Source organism: Caldisericota bacterium, from assembly GCA_034717215.1.
GTDB lineage: Bacteria > Caldisericota > Caldisericia > Caldisericales > Caldisericaceae > UBA646.
This window is the reverse complement of sequence record JAYELD010000015.1, coordinates 27,599-49,023: the sequence shown is the minus strand read 5'-3', so window position 1 is coordinate 49,023 and position 21,425 is coordinate 27,599. Positions and strand designations below refer to the sequence as shown.

General features: G+C 36.0%; 20 protein-coding genes, 1 tRNA gene and 1 pseudogene. 2 read left to right on the top strand and 20 right to left on the bottom strand.

From position 1 onward, the window contains the following. The 14 genes and pseudogenes from U9Q18_00745 to U9Q18_00680 form a co-directional block, all read right to left on the bottom strand. Positions 1–627, bottom strand: a 627-nt coding sequence (locus U9Q18_00745) for a hypothetical protein (GenBank protein ID MEA3312886.1), incomplete at its 3' end; no start/stop codon positions are given. Further along, positions 620–1,810 carry a methionine adenosyltransferase gene (metK, locus tag U9Q18_00740; protein ID MEA3312885.1) on the bottom strand — a complete coding sequence of 397 codons (1,191 nt, stop codon included), beginning with the start codon at positions 1,808–1,810 and terminating at the stop codon, positions 620–622. The genes metK and U9Q18_00745, both read right to left, overlap by 8 nt. Continuing rightward, positions 1,803–3,008 carry a bifunctional phosphopantothenoylcysteine decarboxylase/phosphopantothenate--cysteine ligase CoaBC gene (gene coaBC, locus U9Q18_00735; GenBank protein ID MEA3312884.1) on the bottom strand — a complete coding sequence of 402 codons (1,206 nt, stop codon included), beginning with the start codon at positions 3,006–3,008 and terminating at the stop codon, positions 1,803–1,805. Before coaBC ends, metK begins: the two co-directional genes overlap by 8 nt. Beyond that, positions 2,992–3,189, bottom strand: coding sequence for a hypothetical protein (locus U9Q18_00730; protein MEA3312883.1), 198 nt, complete (start codon positions 3,187–3,189; stop codon positions 2,992–2,994). Before U9Q18_00730 ends, coaBC begins: the two co-directional genes overlap by 17 nt. Before the next feature lie 57 nt (positions 3,190–3,246). Further along, positions 3,247–4,380 carry a peptidoglycan DD-metalloendopeptidase family protein gene (locus U9Q18_00725; protein MEA3312882.1) on the bottom strand — a complete coding sequence of 378 codons (1,134 nt, stop codon included), beginning with the start codon at positions 4,378–4,380 and terminating at the stop codon, positions 3,247–3,249. Continuing rightward, positions 4,377–5,123 carry a permease-like cell division protein FtsX gene (locus U9Q18_00720; GenBank protein ID MEA3312881.1) on the bottom strand — a complete coding sequence of 249 codons (747 nt, stop codon included), beginning with the start codon at positions 5,121–5,123 and terminating at the stop codon, positions 4,377–4,379. Before U9Q18_00720 ends, U9Q18_00725 begins: the two co-directional genes overlap by 4 nt. A 115-nt stretch (positions 5,124–5,238) precedes the next feature. Further along, on the bottom strand, positions 5,239–5,898 hold the full coding sequence (locus U9Q18_00715) for an ATP-binding cassette domain-containing protein (protein MEA3312880.1): 660 nt from the start codon (positions 5,896–5,898) through the stop codon (positions 5,239–5,241). Next, complete coding sequence (locus U9Q18_00710) at positions 5,895–6,806, bottom strand: YitT family protein (GenBank protein MEA3312879.1); 912 nt, start codon at positions 6,804–6,806, stop codon at positions 5,895–5,897. Before U9Q18_00710 ends, U9Q18_00715 begins: the two co-directional genes overlap by 4 nt. After that, positions 6,754–7,860: pseudogene (gene prfB / locus U9Q18_00705) on the bottom strand (peptide chain release factor 2). The gene U9Q18_00710 and the pseudogene prfB overlap by 53 nt, the downstream one beginning before the upstream one ends. 2 nt (positions 7,861–7,862) lie before the next feature. Next, positions 7,863–10,346 (bottom strand): preprotein translocase subunit SecA, encoded by a 2,484-nt coding sequence (gene secA, locus U9Q18_00700; GenBank protein MEA3312878.1) that lies wholly within the window; start codon positions 10,344–10,346, stop codon positions 7,863–7,865. Positions 10,347–10,348: 2 nt separating this feature from the next. Further along, positions 10,349–10,864 (bottom strand): ribosome-associated translation inhibitor RaiA, encoded by a 516-nt coding sequence (gene raiA, locus U9Q18_00695; GenBank protein ID MEA3312877.1) that lies wholly within the window; start codon positions 10,862–10,864, stop codon positions 10,349–10,351. Positions 10,865–10,980: 116 nt separating this feature from the next. Next, complete coding sequence (locus tag U9Q18_00690) at positions 10,981–11,400, bottom strand: DUF2784 family protein (protein MEA3312876.1); 420 nt, start codon at positions 11,398–11,400, stop codon at positions 10,981–10,983. Positions 11,401–11,517: 117 nt separating this feature from the next. Beyond that, positions 11,518–11,608, bottom strand: a tRNA-Ser gene (locus U9Q18_00685). A gap of 50 nt (positions 11,609–11,658) precedes the next feature. Further along, the gene (locus U9Q18_00680; protein MEA3312875.1) at positions 11,659–12,867 is read right to left on the bottom strand and encodes a DUF401 family protein; all 1,209 of its coding nucleotides are present in this window, start codon (positions 12,865–12,867) and stop codon (positions 11,659–11,661) included. 146 nt (positions 12,868–13,013) lie between these two features. Here U9Q18_00680 and U9Q18_00675 point away from each other — a divergent pair, with 146 nt between their 5' ends. Beyond that, the gene (locus U9Q18_00675; protein MEA3312874.1) at positions 13,014–14,153 is read left to right on the top strand and encodes a DNA double-strand break repair nuclease NurA; all 1,140 of its coding nucleotides are present in this window, start codon (positions 13,014–13,016) and stop codon (positions 14,151–14,153) included. After that, on the top strand, positions 14,153–15,256 hold the full coding sequence (thiI, locus tag U9Q18_00670; GenBank protein MEA3312873.1) for a tRNA uracil 4-sulfurtransferase ThiI: 1,104 nt from the start codon (positions 14,153–14,155) through the stop codon (positions 15,254–15,256). Before U9Q18_00675 ends, thiI begins: the two co-directional genes overlap by 1 nt. A gap of 305 nt (positions 15,257–15,561) precedes the next feature. Here the strand turns inward: thiI and U9Q18_00665 are convergent, their stop codons facing one another. From U9Q18_00665 to U9Q18_00640, 6 genes are all read right to left on the bottom strand, one after another. Then, positions 15,562–16,551: an ABC transporter ATP-binding protein gene (locus tag U9Q18_00665; GenBank protein MEA3312872.1), complete on the bottom strand. Its 990-nt coding sequence runs from the start codon at positions 16,549–16,551 to the stop codon at positions 15,562–15,564. Then, the gene (locus tag U9Q18_00660) at positions 16,551–17,552 is read right to left on the bottom strand and encodes an ABC transporter ATP-binding protein (GenBank protein MEA3312871.1); all 1,002 of its coding nucleotides are present in this window, start codon (positions 17,550–17,552) and stop codon (positions 16,551–16,553) included. Before U9Q18_00660 ends, U9Q18_00665 begins: the two co-directional genes overlap by 1 nt. Before the next feature lie 11 nt (positions 17,553–17,563). Beyond that, complete coding sequence (locus U9Q18_00655) at positions 17,564–18,475, bottom strand: ABC transporter permease (protein ID MEA3312870.1); 912 nt, start codon at positions 18,473–18,475, stop codon at positions 17,564–17,566. 7 nt (positions 18,476–18,482) lie between these two features. Continuing rightward, positions 18,483–19,409: an ABC transporter permease gene (locus tag U9Q18_00650; protein ID MEA3312869.1), complete on the bottom strand. Its 927-nt coding sequence runs from the start codon at positions 19,407–19,409 to the stop codon at positions 18,483–18,485. Between the two features lie 63 nt (positions 19,410–19,472). Then, positions 19,473–21,083, bottom strand: a complete 1,611-nt coding sequence (locus U9Q18_00645) for a peptide ABC transporter substrate-binding protein (GenBank protein ID MEA3312868.1) — start codon at positions 21,081–21,083, stop codon at positions 19,473–19,475. A 136-nt stretch (positions 21,084–21,219) separates the two neighbouring features. Further along, a complete protein-coding gene (locus U9Q18_00640; GenBank protein MEA3312867.1) occupies positions 21,220–21,411 on the bottom strand; it encodes a hypothetical protein in 192 nt (63 codons plus the stop codon). Between the last annotated feature and the right edge of the window lie 14 nt (positions 21,412–21,425).

Here is a 21,425-nt window from a genome sequence, read left to right as displayed (position 1 = left end):
TATACTGTCCAGCATTTTTTCTGTTTCTTTTTCGCTATGTGCAAGAACCAGATATTTAGTAGTTTTTCCTGTCTCTAACGTAATACGTTTAATAAGATCAATCTGTTCTAAATCTTTTATGAGCTGCAAGGCTGTACAGCCGAAATTTTTCTTAATGGACGATAAAGAACAAAGTTTATTTTCAGCAAGGTAATCAATAAGCTCTCTTTTAATGCCATTTTCTTCTTGTAAAGATTTGTTAAATTTTTTAAGATCCGGTGTGTACTGTATATATTTTTCTAACCGTTTTACTCCTATGGTTTTTATGTATTGATTGACAAGAAAATGCAATGGCAAAAGATATTGTGTTGCAGTAAATATAAAGAGGTCTCTTATGTTTTTCCCAAATAGCGGCTCTTCAATTATATCTGAAATTGCTTTTACTTTTCGAGTATCGTGAGGAGGAGTTTTCCGTATATCGAATACGAATCCTGAATGAAGTTCGTTTTTTCCGGTAAATGGCACTGCAACTCTGCTACCTATTTGAACGGTATTAACCAAAGAACGGGGAATTTTATAATAGAATAGATCCTTGTTCAGAACAAGTCCATCAATTACGATACCCCCGTACAATATGTTGTTATCCAAGTTTTTTTTGTAATAATTCTATAAGATCAGTTTTCTCCCAGGTAAATTCAGGCTCATTTCTTCCAAAATGCCCGTATGAAGCAGTTTTTTGGTAGATTGGTCTGAGAAGGTTAAGTTTTTTGATAATTCCTCTTGGCGAAAGATCGACAAACTTCATAACAGTTTTTTCAAGCAATTTATCGTTGACTTTTCCCGTACCAAATGTATCTACAGTGAATGAAACAGGTTGAACTTCTCCAATAATATAAGCAGCCTGGATAAGGCATTCCTGCGCTAGTCCAGCTGCAACAATGTTCTTTGCAAGATAACGCATCATATAGGTTGCTGATCTATCTACTTTTGTTGGATCTTTCCCCGAAAATGCACCACCCCCATGAGGAGCCATGCCGCCATATGTATCAACTTCAAGTTTTCGGCCAGTCATTCCAGTATCAGATTGAGGGCCACCTACGATAAATTTCCCCGTGGGATTAACATGGAAGTGTGTGTTGTCAGTGATGAGATAACTTGGTATAACAGGCATTGCTATTGCGTCTATGATTCTTTGGCGTGCCTCGAGTGACATTTGTAATGGATCTTTTTCGTCAAGCAGTTCCTCGGTATGTTGAGTGGATATAACAATATTTGTTGCCTCTATTGCTCTACCTTCCTCGTATCTTAAAGTAATCTGAGCTTTACCGTCAGGGCCAAGGAACGGTCCAATATTATTTATTGGACTACCTGTTCTTCTTACCCTTGCAAGCTGCTCAGTGAGTTTATGTGCGATAACAATTGGAAGCGGCATAAGTACATCGGTTTCATTGATTGCATAACCATACATAACCCCTTGATCTCCTGCTCCACCTTTATTTACACCTTGTGCGATGTCTGGAGATTGCCGTCCTACTGCATTAAGAACACCACAGGTGTGATAATCGAAACCGTATTTGGGGTCAATGTATCCTACATCTTTGATTGTGCTTCTTGCAATTCCAGCAATATCAGCCCACGCAGAAGTTGTAATTTCGCCGCCAACAATGATTAAACCATGTGTTACATATGTTTCGCAGGCCACTCTTGCCTTGTGATCCTTTCGGATAATTTCATCAAGTACTTTATCGGAAATTTGATCCGCAAGTTTATCCGGATGACCTTCTGTCACAGATTCTGTGGTAACAAATCTTTGTCTTCCATTTCTAACCATTTCCCCTCTCCTTTCCCAAAAACTCTTTTAAAAATATTAAAATTTCTCTTGCGATTTTTTGCTTTGTTTCATTCCGGACAACTTTTTTTCTACCTGTTTTATCGATAATTAAAACACTTCCATAATCTTGTCCTATGTTTAAATTGCTGTTTGCAATAGCTATATCCATTTTTTTATCGCACATCTTTTCCACTGCATTTTTTTCTATATCTTTAGTCTGCAGTGCGAAACCTACGATAATTTTATTATTTTTATGTTTCCCAATTTCTTTTATGATATCAATCGTTTTGAGAAATTTAACATTAAGCTGTGATATTTTTTTGATCTTGCCTGGTTGCACAATTTCTGGCTTAAAATCTGCAGGGGCAGCAGACATTATTAAAATATCACTGTCTTCCATAGCTTTTTTTGTCTTTTTAAACAGCTCTTCTGTCGTCGTAATTTTATCTATTTTATCCAATCCAATCGCATCAACACAAGAGGGGCCGCAAATTAAATGTACATATCCTCCCATTCGTTTTGCTTCTTTTGCAATTTCAGTTCCCATCTTTCCTGAAGAATCATTTGTAACAAATCTTATTGGGTCAAGATATTCTCTTGTAGGACCGGCAGTAACGACAAACCTCTTTCCTTTGAATAATTCAGTATCTTTATTCATAAATGAAACAACAAACTGTGCTATTTTTTCTGGATCGGTAAGTCGGCCTAACCCCACAGAAAAATCAGCAAGTTTTCCTTCTTCTGGTCCGATAAATATCACTCCGTGCTCTTTTAACGCATTGATATTTCTTTGTGTAATTGAATTTTCAAACATGTTTGTGTTCATACAGGGGGCAATAAATATCTGTTTTTTGGAGGCTAAAATTGTGGACAATACAAGATTATCTGCAATACCAGCCAGTATCTTAGCAATTGTATTTGCAGTAGCGGGTGCTATAAGAATACAATCAGCCCATCTTGATAATGAAATATGTGCAGATACACCTTCGTCATCGACCGAGAATTGATCCTGCTCTGTAAAAACCTTTTCTGCACCAGAAGAAGAGAAGGTTAGCGCGGAAATAAACTTTTCTGCTCCCTCAGTCAAGATAACCCTGACGTCTATATTTAAATCTCTTAAAGTCCTTAGTATCTCAACAGCCTTGTAAGCTCCAACACTGCCAGTCACGATTAGAAGGACTTTATTTTTCTTCATCATCGGTTGTTTTGTTTAATAAAACCTGCGAAATTTTTTGCAAACAATCTGCAGGGTAAAACGGTGTAAAATCAGAATTTAGTCTTGCAATCGTTTTACCTTCCTTAATAATTCGGTGAACCAGTTTGTATTTATTTTCTTCCTTTTCTTTTAAAAACTCTACATAAATTTTGCTTTCGGTCATTTGTATTCTCACCTCTTTTTATTTGAGTTATTTATTTTACAGAAAATAGAGATTTCGTCAAGGACGATAAAGGTATTTTAAGGGGTCAACTGCCTTAACACCAAGGTAGACCCCAAAATGTAGGTGAGGTCCAGTAGACCAACCTGTACTATCAGCATAACCTATAACTTGCCCTTGCGCTACCAAATCACCATTTTTAACTGCAAAACGCTTAAGATGCGCATAAAGTGTAGATATATTTGAGCCATGATAAAGGATAACAACATTTCCGTATCCTGTCATCCATCCTGCGTATGTTACGCTTCCGCTTGCAGCTGCCAATACTTTAGTATTAGTTGGCACTGCTATATCAATGCCCTCATGAAATTCCCTCACTCCCCATATAGGATGTATCCGCCAGCCAAAATAAGAAGTAATAGAGCCTTTTACTGGCCAGATAAGTCCTGTTTCGAGTACTCTACTAGCTTCGGCTGCCTCCCGTATAAGTTTTTCAATCAACGCTTTTTCCTTTTCAATTTCTTTTTCAATTTCACTTTTCTTCTGTGTGTAAGCAATTTTTCTGGCTTCCAATGTTCCAATAAGCTGGTTTTGCATTACTATTTCTTCTTTTAAAACTTCTTGCTGCTTCCATTTTTCAGAAAGGAACTGGTCTAAATATTCTCTATTTTTTATGAGATCTTCCTTCCTTTGTGCTAATAATTCTCTTTCCTCCTTTGTTTTGTCAAGTATCGTTTTACTGGAAAGAGATATGTATGAGAGGTATGCAATGCGTTGATTAATTATGTCGGGATCTTGCCCTGTTAACAATAGTTTTATAGGAGAAATTGCGGTAAGTTTATATGCTAAATTAATAGAAGCTTTAATCTGGTCTTCATTTCGCAGAATATCCTGGGTCTTTTGTTGAATCATATTTTCGGCTTCAGTTATTTCTTCATTAATGACATTTATTTTATTTTGTATCACGATGATGTTTGAAGTAATTTTGTCGGTTTCATTATAAATACTGTTAAGTAAAGTTTGAGCAGTTTTTTCATTAATATCTGTATCGTTTATTGCTTTCTTTATTTTTTCCAGCTCGATTTTGTATCTTTCAAGTTTTTTTTGCTCTTCATCTAAATCTGAATACGCGGTGTGCGGAAACAAGGCAAGGAGTGCAAAAAAGATAAGAAATATTACCAAGATCTTTTTCATTTTACTCTCCTAAGGGAAATGACGCTACCTATCAAGCTCATTGCAACCGAAAAAACGAGGAGCACACTGTAAATTTGTACAGTATTTACATCAGAAATTTTACCAGAGAAAGGTAACAAATTTTGAACGATACCACTGCTCCAGCCATTTATTTTTTGTAGCACAAAAATTGAAATAGACCAGGCTACAAATGCTGAAAAAAGCGATAAAAGGATAAATGGTATTTCTATGAATACATTGTCAGCTCCAACGAGTTTCATGACTTTTATATCCATTTTTCTTAAGTCAATCGTAAGTGAAGTAATGCTCTGGACAGTAAAGATAAATTCTAATGCTACCACCAGTAAAATTGAAATAAATAAAAACCATACGAGATTAATTAATTTATCAATTTTTTTTGCTAAATCTTCTGAAAAAATTACCATGTCTACAACAGGAAATGTAGAAATGATATCCACGATTTTTTTACCCATTGAAAGATCGTCTATCTCTACTTTTGCAGTTGAAGGAAGCGGATTTTCAGGGAGAGCGGCAATAACGTCCTTGTATTGTGGGAACAATCTTTCAAAATCTTCCTTTGCTTGTTCTTTTTGGATATATGTTACATTTTTTATGCCATCAATTTCTTTTATCACATTAAGACATTTATTTGTTTCTTCCTCAGTATTATCTAATTTAAAAAATACCGTGATGGATATTGTGTCTTTTAATGTAAGAGAGGTTCTAAAGAGTTTTCTGCCCACAATATAACTACTCCCTAATGTGATAAGTCCTACTAAAAGAAAGATTATCGAAATAAATATCGCTTTTTTACTCTCTTTTAGAATTAAAAAAAATTGTCTTAATATGTGTACAAGTCTATACATATTCTTTCTGCGCAAGCCTTCCACGGCGGAGCTTTATCATCTTTAGCGGGCGGCTGTCTACTTGAACAGCATGATGAGTCGCCATAATGATAGTAGTACCTTCTTCATTCATAGCCGTAATGTATTTAAATACAATTGCAGCAGTATCTTTATCGAGGTTGCCCAGCGGTTCATCCAGGAGCAGTATGTCTGGTTTTCCAATAAGTGCCCTTGCCATTGAAACTCGTTGTTTTTCGCCGCCGGAAAGTTCATTAACACGTTTATTTGTCTTGTCTTGCAACTGCAATGCGTGCAATACAGTTTTTACGCGAGAACTCATTTTGGAAAAATTTTCTCCTTGTATCTGGATTGGAAGCGTTATATTTTCAAAAACTGTTCTATTTTCCATTAACATATAATCCTGATAGGCAAATCCTACCTTTCTCCTCCAAAGATGCAAAGAAAATTGTGCAAGGATTGGAGCTCCATTATATAAAATCTTACCTGACGTAAGGAATTCATCGCAATGAATGAGTTTCAAAAGAGTTGTTTTTCCTGCACCAGATTCTCCGGTCATATATAGAAAATCACCTTCTTCAATACGAAGATTAATCTTTGAGAGAGCAGTTACACCATTCTCAAAGGTTTTTACTGCTTCTTTAATTTCTATCATATTCGCTCCTTTATCGATTTAAATCCGCTGCCTATCACTTCAGAGAGTTCTGCTACAATTACAAAACTTTCAGGATCTGCCTCTCTCACAACTTTTTTAATCTTGGATACCTGAGTATGTGGCACTACAATAAGGAGCATTTTTTTAATCTCTCCCGTGTATCCACCCATTGCTGTTATTTCTGTTACCCCTCTTTTTATTTCATTTAAAATTACTTCTTTAATTTTAACAGGTTTCTGCGTAATAATATATACTGCTTTTGAAAATGTCAGGCCACTTTGCACGATGTCAATTGTCTTATTGCTTACAAGTTCAGCAATAATTGAGTAAAGTGAAACATTGATGTTACGAAACACAACACCGGCAAGGATAATAATAACCACATCAATGAGCATCATTGCTTGTCCAAAAGGCAATCCTGTAAAATCGTATATAATTTGCCCAAGTAAGTCACTTCCTCCTGTTGAACCAAACGATCTGAAGATAATACCGATTCCCGCACCCATAAGGAATCCTCCGTATATTGCGGCAAGAATTGCATCTGTCTGAAGTTGTGGAAGATATGGTGCAAATAGATCAATAAACACAGATGAAAGCAGTGTACCTGCAATAGTTCCGAATAAAAAATTCCATCCGAGTCTCTTTAATCCAATGATTAAGAGAGGAACATTCATAATAATTATCATTGTTCCAATTTGTAGAAATGGGAAATAATAATGGAGAATCACGGCAATTCCAATAAATCCACCGGGTGCTATATGATTTGGCAAGATAAATATATTAAATCCTGCAGCAAATATTGCCGAACCTATTGTTATACCTGCTATGCTTAGCAGTCCTGCGACTATTGACTTTTTAGTCGGTTTTATATGCTTTTGAATGTGTAAGATATGTCCATATAAACGCATCTAAATCTCCTTCCAATACTTTTTCCACTTGCCCTGTTTCCTGATCAGTTCGATGGTCTTTGACCATTCTATACGGTTGCAGCACGTAGGAGCGTATTTCATTGCCCCATTCTGCGGATTTATGTTTTCCTTTTATTTTTTTTAACTCTGTTTTTCTTTCTTCTTCTTGTTTCATTAGAAGTCGAGATTTAAGCACTTTCATTGCCATTGCCTTGTTTTGTAGTTGAGAACGTTCATTCTGGCATTCTGCAGTGATTCCCGTTGGAATGTGAATGATGCGTACCGCAGTTGCCACTTTTTGCACGTTTTGTCCGCCATGTCCACTTGCGCAATAAATATCGATTCTGAGATCTTTACGATCTATTTCTATATCTTCAATATCTGCTAACTCAGGAGTAATTTCCACAAGCGCAAAAGATGTGTGTCTTCTCTTGTTAGAATCGAACGGGGATATACGAACAAGGCGATGTACTCCGGCTTCACCTCTTAACAACCCATAAGCAAAATCTCCTTTAATGTGGAGGAGAGCGCTTTTTAAACCTGCCTCATCTCCGGGCATTTCTTCCAGGAGTTCTGCTTTGAATTTTTTTCTTTCTGACCATCTAATATACATTCGCACTAACATTTCAGTCCAATCCTGCGCATCAGTACCGCCTGCTCCTGAGGAAAAAGACACAAATGCATTCAAACTATCATATGGGTTAGAAAGAAACTGCTCGACCTCCCATTCCTTAAGCAATTCTTCACCTTTTTTAACAAGAGGCTCCATTTCGTCGTCCATTATTTCATTTGTCTCGTTTGTAAGTTCTTCCATTGCTTTAATATCACATTGCAATTGTTCTAACTCTTTGAACTTTTTAATTTTTTTCTGCACAATGGAATATAGTTGTGCCTTTTCTTTAGCATCATTTCTGGCCCAGAATCCAGGAAGGGAATGTATGTTCTTTAGTGAAGTTTCTTCCTCTTCCTTTTTTTTCAGTCAGGAATAATCAAGTCCTTTTTCTATACGCTGCAAAAATAAATTGATTCTACGTTTCATCATAACAGAAAGCATAATTAGCCCTTCCTTCTTTTTTTTAACTTTTTCCTTAGAGCTCTTCGTTTTTGCCGTTCTTCTTTGGAGATGCTTGACTCCGATGTTTTGTTATGAAAAGTTTTCACGCTATTAGCTTCCTGTGTTTTCTGCGTCTCGTTTTTGCCTTTCAACTGTATTTTATAAAGAGTTTCAACCGTATCTAATTTGATTCGCTCCATCATACTATCAAAAAGGTCGTGCCCTTCTTTTTGATAGGCAAGTAATGGGTCTTGCTGTCCATATGCCCGCAACCCAATCCCCTCTTTTAGATCATCCATTCCGTAGAGATGTTCTTTCCAGTTAGAATCAATTGTTCTAAGAAAAACATATTTTTCAATTTGATTAGACAATTCAGGCCCCATTGAAGCAACTTTTTCTTCATAAACTTCTATCGCCAATTCCGTAATAGAGCGCAATATTGATTCTGCATTCATCGTCTGAAGCGTTGCAAGGTCAAAGTGCACGGGCCTATTTATTAGGTGCGTGAGAGTATGTTCGAGTTTTTTTACTTCCTCTTCGCTTATTTCAATATCTTCATCAATATTATAATGTGTAGTAAATATTGTATTAACGACATTTTCTATTATTTCTATAATTTCAGTGTGAACCGATTCACTTTTTAGGATTCGATCCCTTTCTTCATATATTACTTCTCTCTGTTTTTCCATTACATTATCGTAATCTAATAGATTTTTTCTGGCGCTGAAGTTATATGCTTCTACCTTTTTTTGTGCCCGCTCGATAGCACCTGTCAAGAATTTATTTTCGATAGGTTCGTTTTCGTCAACTTTTAATGTATTAAAAATTTTCTTAATTGTGTCTCCTCCGAAAATGCGTACAAGCTCGTCTTCAAGCGAAAGATAAAATTGCGACACACCCGGATCTCCCTGCCTACCAGACCTTCCCCGCAATTGATTATCGATACGTCTTGCTTCATGTCTTTCCGTCCCGAGAATAAACAGACCTCCAAGATCTGTAATTCCTTTTCCAAGCTTTATATCAACGCCTCTACCTGCCATGTTTGTTGCAATGGTGACTGCCTTGAATTGTCCTGCATCTTTTATAATCATGGCTTCTTTCTCGTGATACTTCGCGTTTAATACGTTATGTGGGATTCCTTCTTTTTTTAGCATAGCGGATAATCTTTCAGAAGTTTCAATAGAACGCGTGCCTACAAGCACGGGCTGGCCTTTTTTGTGTAGCTCTGCAACTTTTTGGATTATTGCTCTAAATTTTGCTCGCTCTGTTTTATAGATCACATCCTCTTTGTCATCGCGGATAACCGGCATGTTCGTGGGTATTAAGTAAACTGCCAGATTATATATTTCGCGAAATTCATCTCTCTCAGTGAATGCAGTACCAGTCATTCCTGATAATTTTTCATACATTCTAAAATAGTTTTGAAAGGTAATAGTTGCAAGCGTTTGACTTTCGCTTTTAACAACAAGTCCTTCTTTTGCTTCTATTGCCTGGTGCAGCCCATCACTGTATCTTCTACCAAACATTAGTCTACCGGTAAATTCATCCACTATGACAACTTCGCCTTCCTTGACAATATAATCGGTATCTTTTTTGAAGTACATCTTTGCACGCAATGCCTGGTTAATGTGCTTTACTATATCCACATGCTTTTCCTCGTACAGATTGTCAATGTGGAGTTTTGATTCAATTTTTTTCACACCTTCCGGTGTAAGTGAAACTGTTTTTAATTTATCATCGCCTTCAAAATCCTCGCCTTCAATAAGATTTTTCGCAAGCTTAGCACCAGTGTAGTACATATCAGTGGATGTTTCAGAAGGCCCAGATATAATAAGCGGCGTTCGTGCCTCATCAATTAAAATACTGTCCACTTCATCTACTATCGCATATTGAAGCGTTCCTTGAACTATTTGCTCGGGATTGATTGCCATATGGTCTCTGAGATAATCAAAACCAAACTCATTATTCGTACCGTATGTCACATCAGAAGCATATGCTTTTTTTCGTTCTTCGTAAGTAGAATCATGCTGTATTATTCCTGTGGTAAGTCCTAAAAATTTATAAATCGGCCCCATCCATTCACTGTCCCTTTTTGCTAAATAGTCATTAACAGTGACAAGATGCCCAGTCTTTCCTTGTAAAGCGTTAAGGTACAAGGGAAGAGTAGCAACCAGTGTTTTCCCCTCACCTGTTTTCATTTCGGCAATGTTTCCATTGTATAATACAATTCCTCCGACCAATTGCACATCAAAATGCCTCATGTTAATAGTACGCTTAGCTACTTCTCTTACAACGGCAAATGCCTCAGGCAAAATGGTTTGATCTGATTCTCCATTTGTCAGTCTCTCCTTAAAATCCACTCTTTTGTGTGCCAAATCTTCATTAGAGAGTTTGCTAATTTCAGGTTCATAACTGTTTATTATTTTTACAATCGCCTCGTACTTTTTAAGATTCTTTTTGACGGGGTCAAATATATCTAATAGCATATTTACTCTTTTGGCTCGATGAGTCCGTAATTACCATCCCTTCGTTTATAAATGACTTTTATTTGCTCTGTGTCTGCTTCCTTGAATACGAAGAAATCATGGTCAAGTAATTCCAACTGAAGTATTGCTTCATTAAGACTCATTGGTTTCATGGCAAAGCTTTTGAACTTTACAACACGCGGTTGTTCCTCAATCGTCGAAGTCATTTCTGGCATTTGCTTTTCTTTTTTCGGATTTGTAAGCCGCTCCTTGTATCTGCGAACTTGTCTTTCTAATTTTTCCGAGGCTTCAGCTAATGCTTTGTCTATCAAAGTACCTCTACCTTCCGCACGCAATATTTTGCCTGCTGCATGTAATGTTACTTCCATAATAAATTGACCACGTTGCTTAACAATTAAAACCTTTGCATCTTGAATGTTGTTAAAATATTTTTCTACCTTACCTATTTTTGCATTAATTCGTGCTTCTGTTTCTGGCAATAACTCTTCAATACCTTTTAAGGTAATATTTAAGTTCATAAGAAAATCCTCCTTTCTTTTTATTAAAGTATAAGATTTGCAATGTTTTTGTCAAAGAGAGACAGCTTAAATAAACGTAAAAAATAAGGGCTAGCGAATGGTCGTCTAATAAAAAATTAGAAAACACTTTTAACGCATTTGAATATTAATTTTATTTTTGCCGGTGGTTTTATAATAAAAATAATAATAGAAAAGATAGCAATAAAAGCGGTCGGAATAAGAATTAACAGTAGATTAACATCCGGGTAAACAAGTTTTTCAACGTAATAAACCATAAACGAGCCAGGATAAATCAGGTTAGGGTTATATTTTGCCCTTAAAGCATTTTCTAACAGGGTCAAAGGACAATTTTTTCTCATAATAGCTAAAAAACTGACATATACTATGCCAAAGAGATGTATTGTTCGAAATAGCCACATGTCCCAAAAATCTTTTCTAAAAAAGCCATATAAAGTGAATAAAAAACCAATTAACATAAAAAGAATCCAGGCAAAATGCATTGTAACAATTATATCAGCAAGTATTTTATATATCATTAATAGATCCTTTCCCTTAAAAAGCTTTTATCTCTTTTATTTTAACTCAAAAAACGAAAATATAAAAAATAGCAACTTTTATTATTAGCGCATTGAGATTTATTATTGGTATTTTTCTGGCGGAGAGAGTGGGATTTGAACCCACGGTGGACTTGTGACCCACACACGCTTTCCAGGCGTGCACCTTAAACCACTCGGTCATCTCTCCATCCTGTTTTGCGAGCCAATAATACCAAAACTACTCAAAAAATCAATAGTTTAACGAAAAACTGCTAAAAACCAAAATGTAGCACCCAGCATAAGAAATATTATATTCTTCAAAAGCAGTAGGTACATTTTCGATGGTACTGCATTAAAATACTCCATGCTCAGCGAAAGACATAAATGTGTCGGAGTAAGCATGAGCGCACTCCAGCCTCCGAGAAAAGCAATAAAAAGATTAGCATTGTTTAATTGTGGAGTTAGTAGCAAAGGAAGAAGTAATGGATAAGAAACCCCTACCGTAGCAACTGCTGCTCCCGTCATAAGGCTTACCACAAACGGCAAAGAAAATAAAATAAAAAAATAAGGAAAGTTTCGTTCGTTAAGAAAAAGATATATTCCATCAATAATACCTGTTTTTATAAAAGCGTGCTTTAGATAGAAAATCGAAAACAGAAGAATTGCTAATTTTAAAAGAAGTCTCCAACGAAAAGCTTTTAAAAGGTTTTTAGGCGTGAGTTTCCTTACTATAATTACATAAATTATTCCAACAACTCCAGAGAGAATAATCGATATATGGAAGATAAGTATCAGGCTTAATACAATGAATATTGGCATAATACTTAATATCAGCTCGTACACAGCACTTTTGCTAACTTTTCTTTTTGCACAATTAATACAGTTGATCTTAGGCACAAGAAAAATTAACCCGGAAATGATCATTAAAACTGAAAACGGCCATTGTACAAAGATAATGCGTAATATTGAAACACCCAAAATTGATGAAGCAAGCAACATATCCGGGTAAAGCGGTGACGTTGGCTGCCAGATATGTCTAAACCAAAAATTTATTACTGTTTTTTCTCCCGCTGTTGCACTTGACTGCTTCATTCCTTCATTAACTAAGGGAGCAGAGATTAGTGCTCCTCCAGGAATAGGTAATGTACCTATGATAAGCGCAAAGATTGGCACAAAAAATTTAGCGGAAAATATCTCTGAAAAACTTTTTACCATTCTATCGAGAAATTTAGCCTCTTTTAATAATTCTACAAAATATGTGATAATTACCACAATTAATGTCAATCGTACGGTATCCCAGGCAGTAGCCACTACATAGAATGCTTTGGCAATTTCAATCAAAGGAATCTGCTTAAAAATTGAAAGCAAAATACCAGATAGCAAGATTGTTATTCCGATATTTGTTTTAAGTCTTACAAGCACTCCCAAAAAGATTAATATCGAAAAGAGTGTTATCACATCTTTCATATAGCGATTATACTGTTATGAGCCAAAAAATCAATGTTATATTCTACTGTAGTTATGCTACCGGTTGGTTGCAAATTAATGTAAAGCTACTAAATAACTGATTTACTTCTTTTTTAAATTTTTCTATAATAGATAAGGAGAGTGAAATGTTAAAAATTGAAAAAATACTGCCGGAAATGAAAAATGCAGTAAAAGAGAGCAAAGATTTGCAAGTGATTAAAAAAGACCTTATCGAAAGAGCATTAGAAATACTAAAAGATGTTTCAGCAAGCGAAATTGAAATAAAACGAAATTTTATGCATGTTAATTTTCCTGTAGCTACACCTTTGAGTAACCCTCTTGACAAAATCCACGCTGATGTAGATATGCAGGATTACATTGTTGTTGCTACAGACGGATCAGAGATTCCTATTGACTTTGATTTTCCTCTTTATTACTATGTTGTTAATATAGGAGAAATTAGTATCAAATACGGTGATACTCCTTATTTCTTTGCAAACTCAGTACCCAAAATGTTTTATACGGAGAAAGATCTTTTTGTAGATATGGGTGGACAAAAAATGATGATTAAAGGTGAAGTATTAGATTCCAAAATGCTCTTAGAAGAGAGTATTTCGCTTTCTTCTCTTCTTGAAAAAACAAAAAATGAAAATATTCCAGTAATATCTCTTCTCGACGGAACATTAATCCAGTGGGAAGTAAAAGACCGAAATGAGCAGTTCAAACAAGAATTTATCAATAGATTCCAGCTGCTTTTTCAAAAAAGTCAGGAGTTAAATATTCCTACTGCAGGATATATAAGCGGATCTCGTTCCAAAGATGTCACTGGTATAGTAAAATTACAAATTACTAGCAGTGAAAAAAAGACAAGCAATGAAGACGTAAAACAATTTGATATACTCCAGGACACTGATATCTTCGGCAGATTGCTTAAAAGTGGCGAACGTTCAGCACTATTTAGGAGTAATGCGCCGATTTTGCGTTATTATACTGCTCCAATATTTTTCTTCTATTTTAACGTGGGAAGCGAAATAGCAAGAGTAGAAATTCCAGCATTTATAGCACATGACAAACAAAAAATTGATCTTTTACACAAACTTTTATTGAGTCAAACAGAAAAAGGAATGGGCTATCCTGTAGCACTCAAAGAAGCGCATGAACAGGCAGTGATACATGCCTATGAAAAATCAGCGCTTCGGCAAATTTTTAGCGAATTGCTTCAAAAAGATGGCATAAGTATTCAAGAAAATAATAAATCGTTTTTCAAAAAAATGAGAGGCATTTAATGGAACATACAATTATATGCAGATTTGGAGAAATCGGAACTAAGGGTCGGAAAGCACAAAACAGTATGAAACGCAGGTTAAAGGAACAAATTGAGAAACTGTTTAATGGCAGTAAAGTAGAGATTGTTGGCGGAAGACTTGTCGTATATACAAACTGGAGCAATGCGAAAAAAATGAGCTATCTTCCGGGGATTGTTTCATTCAGTCCGGCTATAAAAATTGGCCATAACTTAAATGAAATTAAAAGCAGTGCTGTTCAATTAGCGAAAGACAAGCAAGCTGAACAAGAGATTAAAAGTTTTGTAGTGCGCGTCAAGCGACTCTACTTAGAATATCCCGTCAAAAGTCCTGACATTGAGCGTATTGTAGGTGGCGCCATCAAAGATGCAACCAATCTAAATGTGGACTTAAAACATCCTGATCTTTTTATAGGCATTGAAATTTTACGCAACGGAACCTATCTTTATACTGATAAGTTGAGAGGAGTTGGTGGACTTCCTGTTGGTGAGCAAGGAAGTATTGTTGCTCTTCTTTCTGGTGGCATTGATTCGCCTGTCGCCGCTTTTCTTATGTTAAAAAGAGGTGCGCGAATTACATTTGTACATTTCACTATAGACAAAGGCGAAGAAGAGAAAGCACGAAAATTATATGAGTATTTTCTACTTTTTGATCGCAAAACAAAATTCATACTCGTTCCGCATAATGAATACCTGAATGATTTAAGAAAAATTCTCAAAAAATACGATAAAGAACGCTACATTTGTATTTTCTGTAAACGCAGAATTCTTAGCGTTGCAGCACACATTGCCGAAAAGATAAAGGCCGAAGGTGTTGTTACAGGTGATTCGTTAGGGCAGGTAGCAAGCCAGACGCTTAGGAATATCCATATCATTCAAAAAAATATAGATTTTCCCATTTATAGGCCTCTCATTGGATTGGATAAGCTCGAAATTGAAAAAATTGCCAGTTACATTGGCACATATGATATCTCTATTTCTACAAGTTATCAATGTCAGTTTCTACCTAAATATCCAATCATAAAAGGAAATAAAGAAGAAGTTGAAAAGATAAGTGCAATTATCGACGAAGAAATCGAAGCATAATATCTTATGTATATGTAATGTTTACGCGTTCCGCTTTAATCGACAATAACTCAACACTTTATCGATTCAAATATTTAAGCTCAAGATTATCTTCATCAGATTATTAAGCTTAAAACAGAAAAGCCCCGGGGGAGGGGCTTTATTTATTGTTTAATATTCCTTAAAAAGGAGGAAGAAAATGAAAGTTTTTACAAACTTTCAGCTTATTCTCATAAGCCAAACTATTATATGAATTTTATCATCCATGTCAATACTTTATACCTATTTTTTTTAAAAAATTTTTACATTATTAAAAATGCCGCTAATCAATAAAGATGACAGGCTACAAAATGATTTGTTTCTTTTTCTTCTAACTTAGGTTCTACCTCTTCGCATATTTTCTTTGCGTACTTACAGCGTGGCCTGAATCTACAGCCCTTAGGAAGATTTATGTTGCTTGAAATATCACCTTCCAGTATGATTCTAGCCCGCTTTTTTTCTGCTTGAGGATCCGGAATTGGTACTGCTGTCATCAAAGCCTGAGTATATGGATGAAGTGGGTGTTTATAAATTTCATTACTTAACGCAGTTTCCATAACTCGACCAAGGTACATCACAGCAATATCATCGCTGATATGTTTTACCATTGCAATATCATGTGAAATAAATAGATAAGTGAGTCCAAATTGTTCTTGTAGATCTTCAAAAGTATTAATTATTTGGGCCTGAATAGATACATCAAGAGCAGATACGGGCTCATCACAAATAATAAATTGTGGCTCAACTGCCAATGCTCTTGCAAGACCTATTCTTTGTCGTTGACCACCACTAAATTCATGGGGAAATCTATTCAAGTGCTCAGGATTAAGTCCAATAATATTCAGTAATTCTTTTGCTTTCTCTCTTCTCTTCTCAGGAGTGTAGAGGCTATGGATTTCCATTGGTTCTGTGACAATTTCTTCGACAGTAAGCCGCGGATCAAGAGAAGCGTATGGATCCTGAAAAATCATTTGAATTTTTTTTCGAATCTTTTGCATTTTATTTTCATTAACATTAGTTATATCCATTCCATTAAAAATAATTTGTCCGCTGGTAGGTTTATATAAGCGGATTATTGTTCTCCCTACAGTTGTCTTACCACTTCCAGTTTCTCCTACAAGGCCAAGAGTTTCCCCCTTTCTGACATTAAAACTTACATCATCAATCGCTTTTACAAAAACAGTTTCTTTCTTTAAGAAACCGCCTCTTTTTATCGGGAAGTATTTTTTTAAACGTTTAACTTGAAGGATTGGTTCGTCAATTGTTTTGACATTCATTACATGCTCCTTTTCACACGAGGTGCTCTTGAATCCATCAACCAGCATGCCACCTTATGTCCCTTTTTGGGTTCAAAAAAAGGTGGTTTTTTCTGGAAACATATCTGCATTGCGTAATCACACCTTAGTGCAAAAGGACATCCTTCAGGAGGAGATAGAAGATCTGGCGGTAAACCAGGTATTGTCATAAGTCTCTCTTTTTCTTCTTCATTAATTTTAGGCACAGCCTTCATTAACCCCCAGGTATACGGATGCATCGGGTCGTTATATATCTGCATGTCAGTTCCTTCTTCCATTATTAATCCTGCATACATCACAAGTACTCTACTACATAAGCCTGCTACCACAGCAAGATTATGTGTAATCAAGACTATCGACGAATTCAATTTGGTCTTTAAGTCGGTGAGGAGATTCAATATTTGAGCCTGAATTGTAACGTCAAGAGATGTAGTTGGTTCATCTGCAATGATTATTTTTGGATCACAGGAAATTGCAATTGCCGCCATCACTCTTTGTCTCATTCCTCCGCTTAATTGATGAGGGTATCGATTGATAACCTCTTCGGGAGATTTTATATGCACCATATCAAGCAGTTTAATTGCTTTTTCCCTTGCCTGTTTTTTTGTTATTTTCTGATGAAGCAATAGCGTCTCCATTATTTGATACCCAATGGAAAAAACAGGGTTCAAAGAGGTCATTGGATCTTGAAAAATCATCGAGATTTCATTGCCACGAACGCTTCTCATTTCTTTTTCACTAAATTCCAAAAGGTTTTTCCTGTCAAGGTAGACAGACCCAGAAACAATTTTGCCTGGTGGGTTTGGAATTAATCGCATAATAGATAATCCTGTTACAGATTTTCCGCATCCAGATTCTCCTACAAGCCCAACGGCTTCGCCAGGATAAATTTCAAAAGAAACTCCTCTAACTGCCTGGACAACTCCTGCATATGTAAAAAACTGAGTTGTAAGATTCTCAACTTTCAGTGTTGGTTGTGTCATTCATTCTCCTCCTATTTTCTGAGTCGTGGATCCAAAGCATCTCTTAAGCCGTCACCGAGGAAATTAAACGATAACATTGTTAATGAAATAAAAATTGCCGGGATAAAGAGAAGATTAGGGTAAGATCGAAAACCCTGAATACCATCAGATGCTAACACACCCCAGCTGGCCATTGGAGCAGAAACACCAAGCCCAATAAAACTCAAGAATGCCTCAAAGAAAATTGCATTTGGAATAAGAAGAGTTGCAGTAATAATAATTGGACCCATTGTGTTTGGAATAAGATGCTTTGTTAGAATCCTTCGTTTACTTGCTCCTAAAGCACGAGCAGCCAGTGTAAATTCCTGCTCTTTTAAACTTAGGACTTGCCCCCTGACTATCCTCGCCATTCCAACCCAATAAGCAATTCCAAGCGCAATAAATACATTTGTAAGACCAGGCCGGAGTATTACCATGAGAAGTATGACAATAAGAAGCACGGGAACACTGTAAAAAATATCAACAATTCTCATCATAATGTTATCGGTTTTCCCACCAATAAACCCTGAAATTCCACCATAAAAAACTCCTATAAAAAAACTAATAAATGCTGCTACAAAACCAACGGCAAGAGATATACGTGCTCCAAATGCAATTCGCGTAAAAACATCTCTTCCAATTGCATCGGTGCCAAATAGATGCGTTTTTGACATAGACGCATAGCAATTTATTAGTTCAGTTTGGTCATACTTATAAGGGGAAAGTTGGGGACCCAAAACAGCAAATAAAAGCAATAAGATTATCATCACAAGCCCGACCATTGCCAATTTATTTTTCTTTAATCTTCTCCATGCATCTTTCCAATAACCTACTGGTGGTCTCACAAATTCCTTTATTCCTAATTCTTCTTTTTTTATAGGTGTAAAAAGTTTTTTCCCATCCATATCTTCCCTACTTTTTTTCTGCATATGTAATCCTTGGGTCAAGAAATGCGTAAAGAATATCAACAATAAAGTTTGCAGTTACCAAAAAAAATGCATAGAATATTGTTGTCCCAAGAATTACTGTATAATCTCTATCATAGATAGCTGTAACATAATATTTTCCAAGACCGGGAATAAAAAATAATCTTTCAATGATAAAGCTACCAGTGAAAATTGCAGCAATCATTGGTCCCATATAAGTAACGACCGGAAGGATTGCATTTTTCAGCGCATGCATTGTGATAACCTTAAATTCTGAAAGGCCTTTAGATCTTGCTGTTTTAATATAATCTTGGCTCAACACATCTAACATGCTAGATCTGGTTAACCTTGCTATATATGCGGTTGGATATGCAGCAAGTGTAATTGCAGGAAGAATCATATAACGGAATCCACCCCATCCTGCAATTGGCAATATTTTAAACTTTAACCCAAAAAAATACATAAATGCAGTTGCTAAAATAAAACTAGGAACAGAGATTCCAATTAAAGAAGCAAACATTACAGTATTGTCCTGCCAGAAGTTTTGTCTATAAGCAGATATTATTCCAGCCGGTAGGCCAAGTATAATCGAAAGCAACACCGCAAGAAAACCAATTGTAGCCGAAACGGGAAAACCCTTCGCTATGATATCATTGACAGTTAGAGCATCATATCTAAATGAAGGGCCTAGATCACCCTTCAGGAGATTGCCCATATAAGATACATATTGTTTCCATAGTGGATCATCAAAATGATATTTTTCCTCAAGTCTTTGTAAAATTACATCGGGAACCTTTTTTTCTTTTGTAAAAGGACCGCCAGGAATTGCCTTTGCCAAAAAAAAGGTTAGTGACGAAACAACCACAAGCACAAGTATCATCGAAAATATTCTATTTATAATATATTTTTTCATGTTTTTCTCTGCTTCGCTTCTTTAAGAGTTTATGGCCCCTCTCACAGAGAGGGGCCATAAACGTTAATGTTCTTCGATATATGCTAATTTAAAATCTGTATACCCAAGAGCGGATATATAGTAATCTTTTAGATATGGTTTAATAAGATTAAGATTTGTGTAGAAATATATAGGAATTATGGGCATTTCATCCATCAAAATATCTTCTGCATCATGCATTGCTTTCATTCTAACAGCCTGGTCTCCTGTGCCTTTTGCAATAGCAACAAAATTATCATAATCAAGATTACTCCAGCCGGTATCATTATTTCCGCCATCTGTGACCCACATATCAATAAATGTCATAGGATCGGTATAATCGCCAATCCAGCCTGCTCTTGCAATCTGATAGTTCAATTTGCTCCGATTGTCAAGGTAAACCTTCCATTCCTGGTTGGTCAGAGTACAAGTGACACCTAAAGTATCTTTCCACATTCCCTGAATTGCCTCTGCAATAATTTTATGGCCTTCACTTGTATTGTAAAGAAGAACAAATTCCGGAAATCCTTCGCCGTTTGGATAACCGGCTTCAGCTAAATATTGCTTTGCTTTTTCAGGCTCATACGGTTCAAAATAGGTACCACCAACATCTCTAAACTCTGCTCCTGGTGCAGCATCGGGTATTCCTCCCGGAACAAATGCTGTTGCAGGTAGCTGGCCACCTTTTGTCACATTTGTTACAATTGATTCTCTATCAATTGCAGCAGCAAAAGCTTTCCTTACAAGTACATTGTCAAATGGAGGCTCCGTTACGTTACACATATAATAATATGTTCCAAGATACGGGCTGATTGTCAAAATTCCTTCGCTCTTTAGTCTGTCCATTTCAGGTAAAGGTGGATTGTTTCCAAAATCTATTTCTCCGTTCTCAAACATCATTAATTCCGTGGAGCTTTCTTCGACCATAAGGAAAACAATCTTATCTAATTTAACCTTATCAGCATCCCAATAATTTGAATTCTTTACCATTTCAATTTGATGGTTATGTTCCCATTTTGTAATCGTAAATGGCCCATTGCTAATAAAATTATCTGCAGATTTTGCCCAATCAGGATTCTCCATATCAAGCTTCTTATTTATTGGAAGATAAGTAGTAAAGGTAAGAAGTGAAGTGAAGTAAACAGTTGGTGCCTCTAAAGTCGCTACAAGTGTTTTGTCATCCAAAGCTTTTACGCCTACTAGGTCAGGATCTGTAATATCCCCGCTGTTATATGCTGCTCCATTTTTGAGATAGTACATCTGGTAAGCATACTCAGATTCAGTTTTAGGTGCCAGAGCAGTTTTCCAGGAATATTCAAAATCATAAGCAGTAACAGGTTCGCCATTTGACCATTTTGCATCTCTTAGATGAAATGTCCAGACTAGACCATCATCAGAAACGTCGTAGCTTTCTGCCATGGATAGGACTAACTGTCCTTGAATGTCATACCTCATTAACCCATCAAAAAGATTAAGCAACATTGTAAATTCTGGTATTCCTGTTGCTTTTCTTGGATCAAAAAACTGTGGTTCAGCTCCCACATTGTACGTTAATACCTGTTCTACTTTTGGAGTTTCTTCGGCTGCCGGTGCGCATCCGGCAAAACCTACTATTAACGCTAGTGCTACCACTACAATTACTGCTTTTTTAAACATTCTTTCCTCCTTGTTTAATTTTTTTTATTCTCCACACAAGTATTTCTCTATGAAATACTTGTTCCCTCTTACTTACTTCAACTGTCTCTGAACTAAAACCACACTCCACAAAAAAACTTGTACTTTTCCCGATAACTTATCCATCTGTAAATACACCTTTTTCTGCTCTGCTAAATACTAGTTCCTTTATTCTTTTTTCCGTCATGTCTTCATAGCTAAAAGCAGCATGCAAAATTATACAATTTCGATTCAAACTTTCAAAATCTCTCGTAATATTACTACCTTTTTTAAAAAAATGCAATACTTCTAATAAAATATATTTTGACATATTCATCGCTTCCT

Coding starts and splice junctions, on each gene's coding strand:
- coaBC (MEA3312884.1), bottom strand. CDS start 3,008: ATGATGAAGAAAAATAAAGTCCTTCTAATCGTGACTGGCAGTGTTGGA.
- U9Q18_00665 (MEA3312872.1), bottom strand. CDS start 16,551: ATGAATGTCAAAACAATTGACGAACCAATCCTTCAAGTTAAACGTTTA.
- U9Q18_00730 (MEA3312883.1), bottom strand. CDS start 3,189: ATGACCGAAAGCAAAATTTATGTAGAGTTTTTAAAAGAAAAGGAAGAA.
- thiI (MEA3312873.1), top strand. CDS start 14,153: ATGGAACATACAATTATATGCAGATTTGGAGAAATCGGAACTAAGGGT.
- U9Q18_00660 (MEA3312871.1), bottom strand. CDS start 17,552: ATGACACAACCAACACTGAAAGTTGAGAATCTTACAACTCAGTTTTTT.
- U9Q18_00640 (MEA3312867.1), bottom strand. CDS start 21,411: ATGTCAAAATATATTTTATTAGAAGTATTGCATTTTTTTAAAAAAGGT.
- U9Q18_00725 (MEA3312882.1), bottom strand. CDS start 4,380: ATGAAAAAGATCTTGGTAATATTTCTTATCTTTTTTGCACTCCTTGCC.
- U9Q18_00715 (MEA3312880.1), bottom strand. CDS start 5,898: ATGATAGAAATTAAAGAAGCAGTAAAAACCTTTGAGAATGGTGTAACT.
- U9Q18_00675 (MEA3312874.1), top strand. CDS start 13,014: ATGTTAAAAATTGAAAAAATACTGCCGGAAATGAAAAATGCAGTAAAA.
- metK (MEA3312885.1), bottom strand. CDS start 1,810: ATGGTTAGAAATGGAAGACAAAGATTTGTTACCACAGAATCTGTGACA.
- U9Q18_00645 (MEA3312868.1), bottom strand. CDS start 21,083: ATGTTTAAAAAAGCAGTAATTGTAGTGGTAGCACTAGCGTTAATAGTA.
- secA (MEA3312878.1), bottom strand. CDS start 10,346: ATGCTATTAGATATATTTGACCCCGTCAAAAAGAATCTTAAAAAGTAC.
- U9Q18_00710 (MEA3312879.1), bottom strand. CDS start 6,806: ATGCGTTTATATGGACATATCTTACACATTCAAAAGCATATAAAACCG.
- raiA (MEA3312877.1), bottom strand. CDS start 10,864: ATGAACTTAAATATTACCTTAAAAGGTATTGAAGAGTTATTGCCAGAA.
- U9Q18_00650 (MEA3312869.1), bottom strand. CDS start 19,409: ATGAAAAAATATATTATAAATAGAATATTTTCGATGATACTTGTGCTT.
- U9Q18_00655 (MEA3312870.1), bottom strand. CDS start 18,475: ATGGATGGGAAAAAACTTTTTACACCTATAAAAAAAGAAGAATTAGGA.
- U9Q18_00690 (MEA3312876.1), bottom strand. CDS start 11,400: ATGATATATAAAATACTTGCTGATATAATTGTTACAATGCATTTTGCC.
- U9Q18_00680 (MEA3312875.1), bottom strand. CDS start 12,867: ATGAAAGATGTGATAACACTCTTTTCGATATTAATCTTTTTGGGAGTG.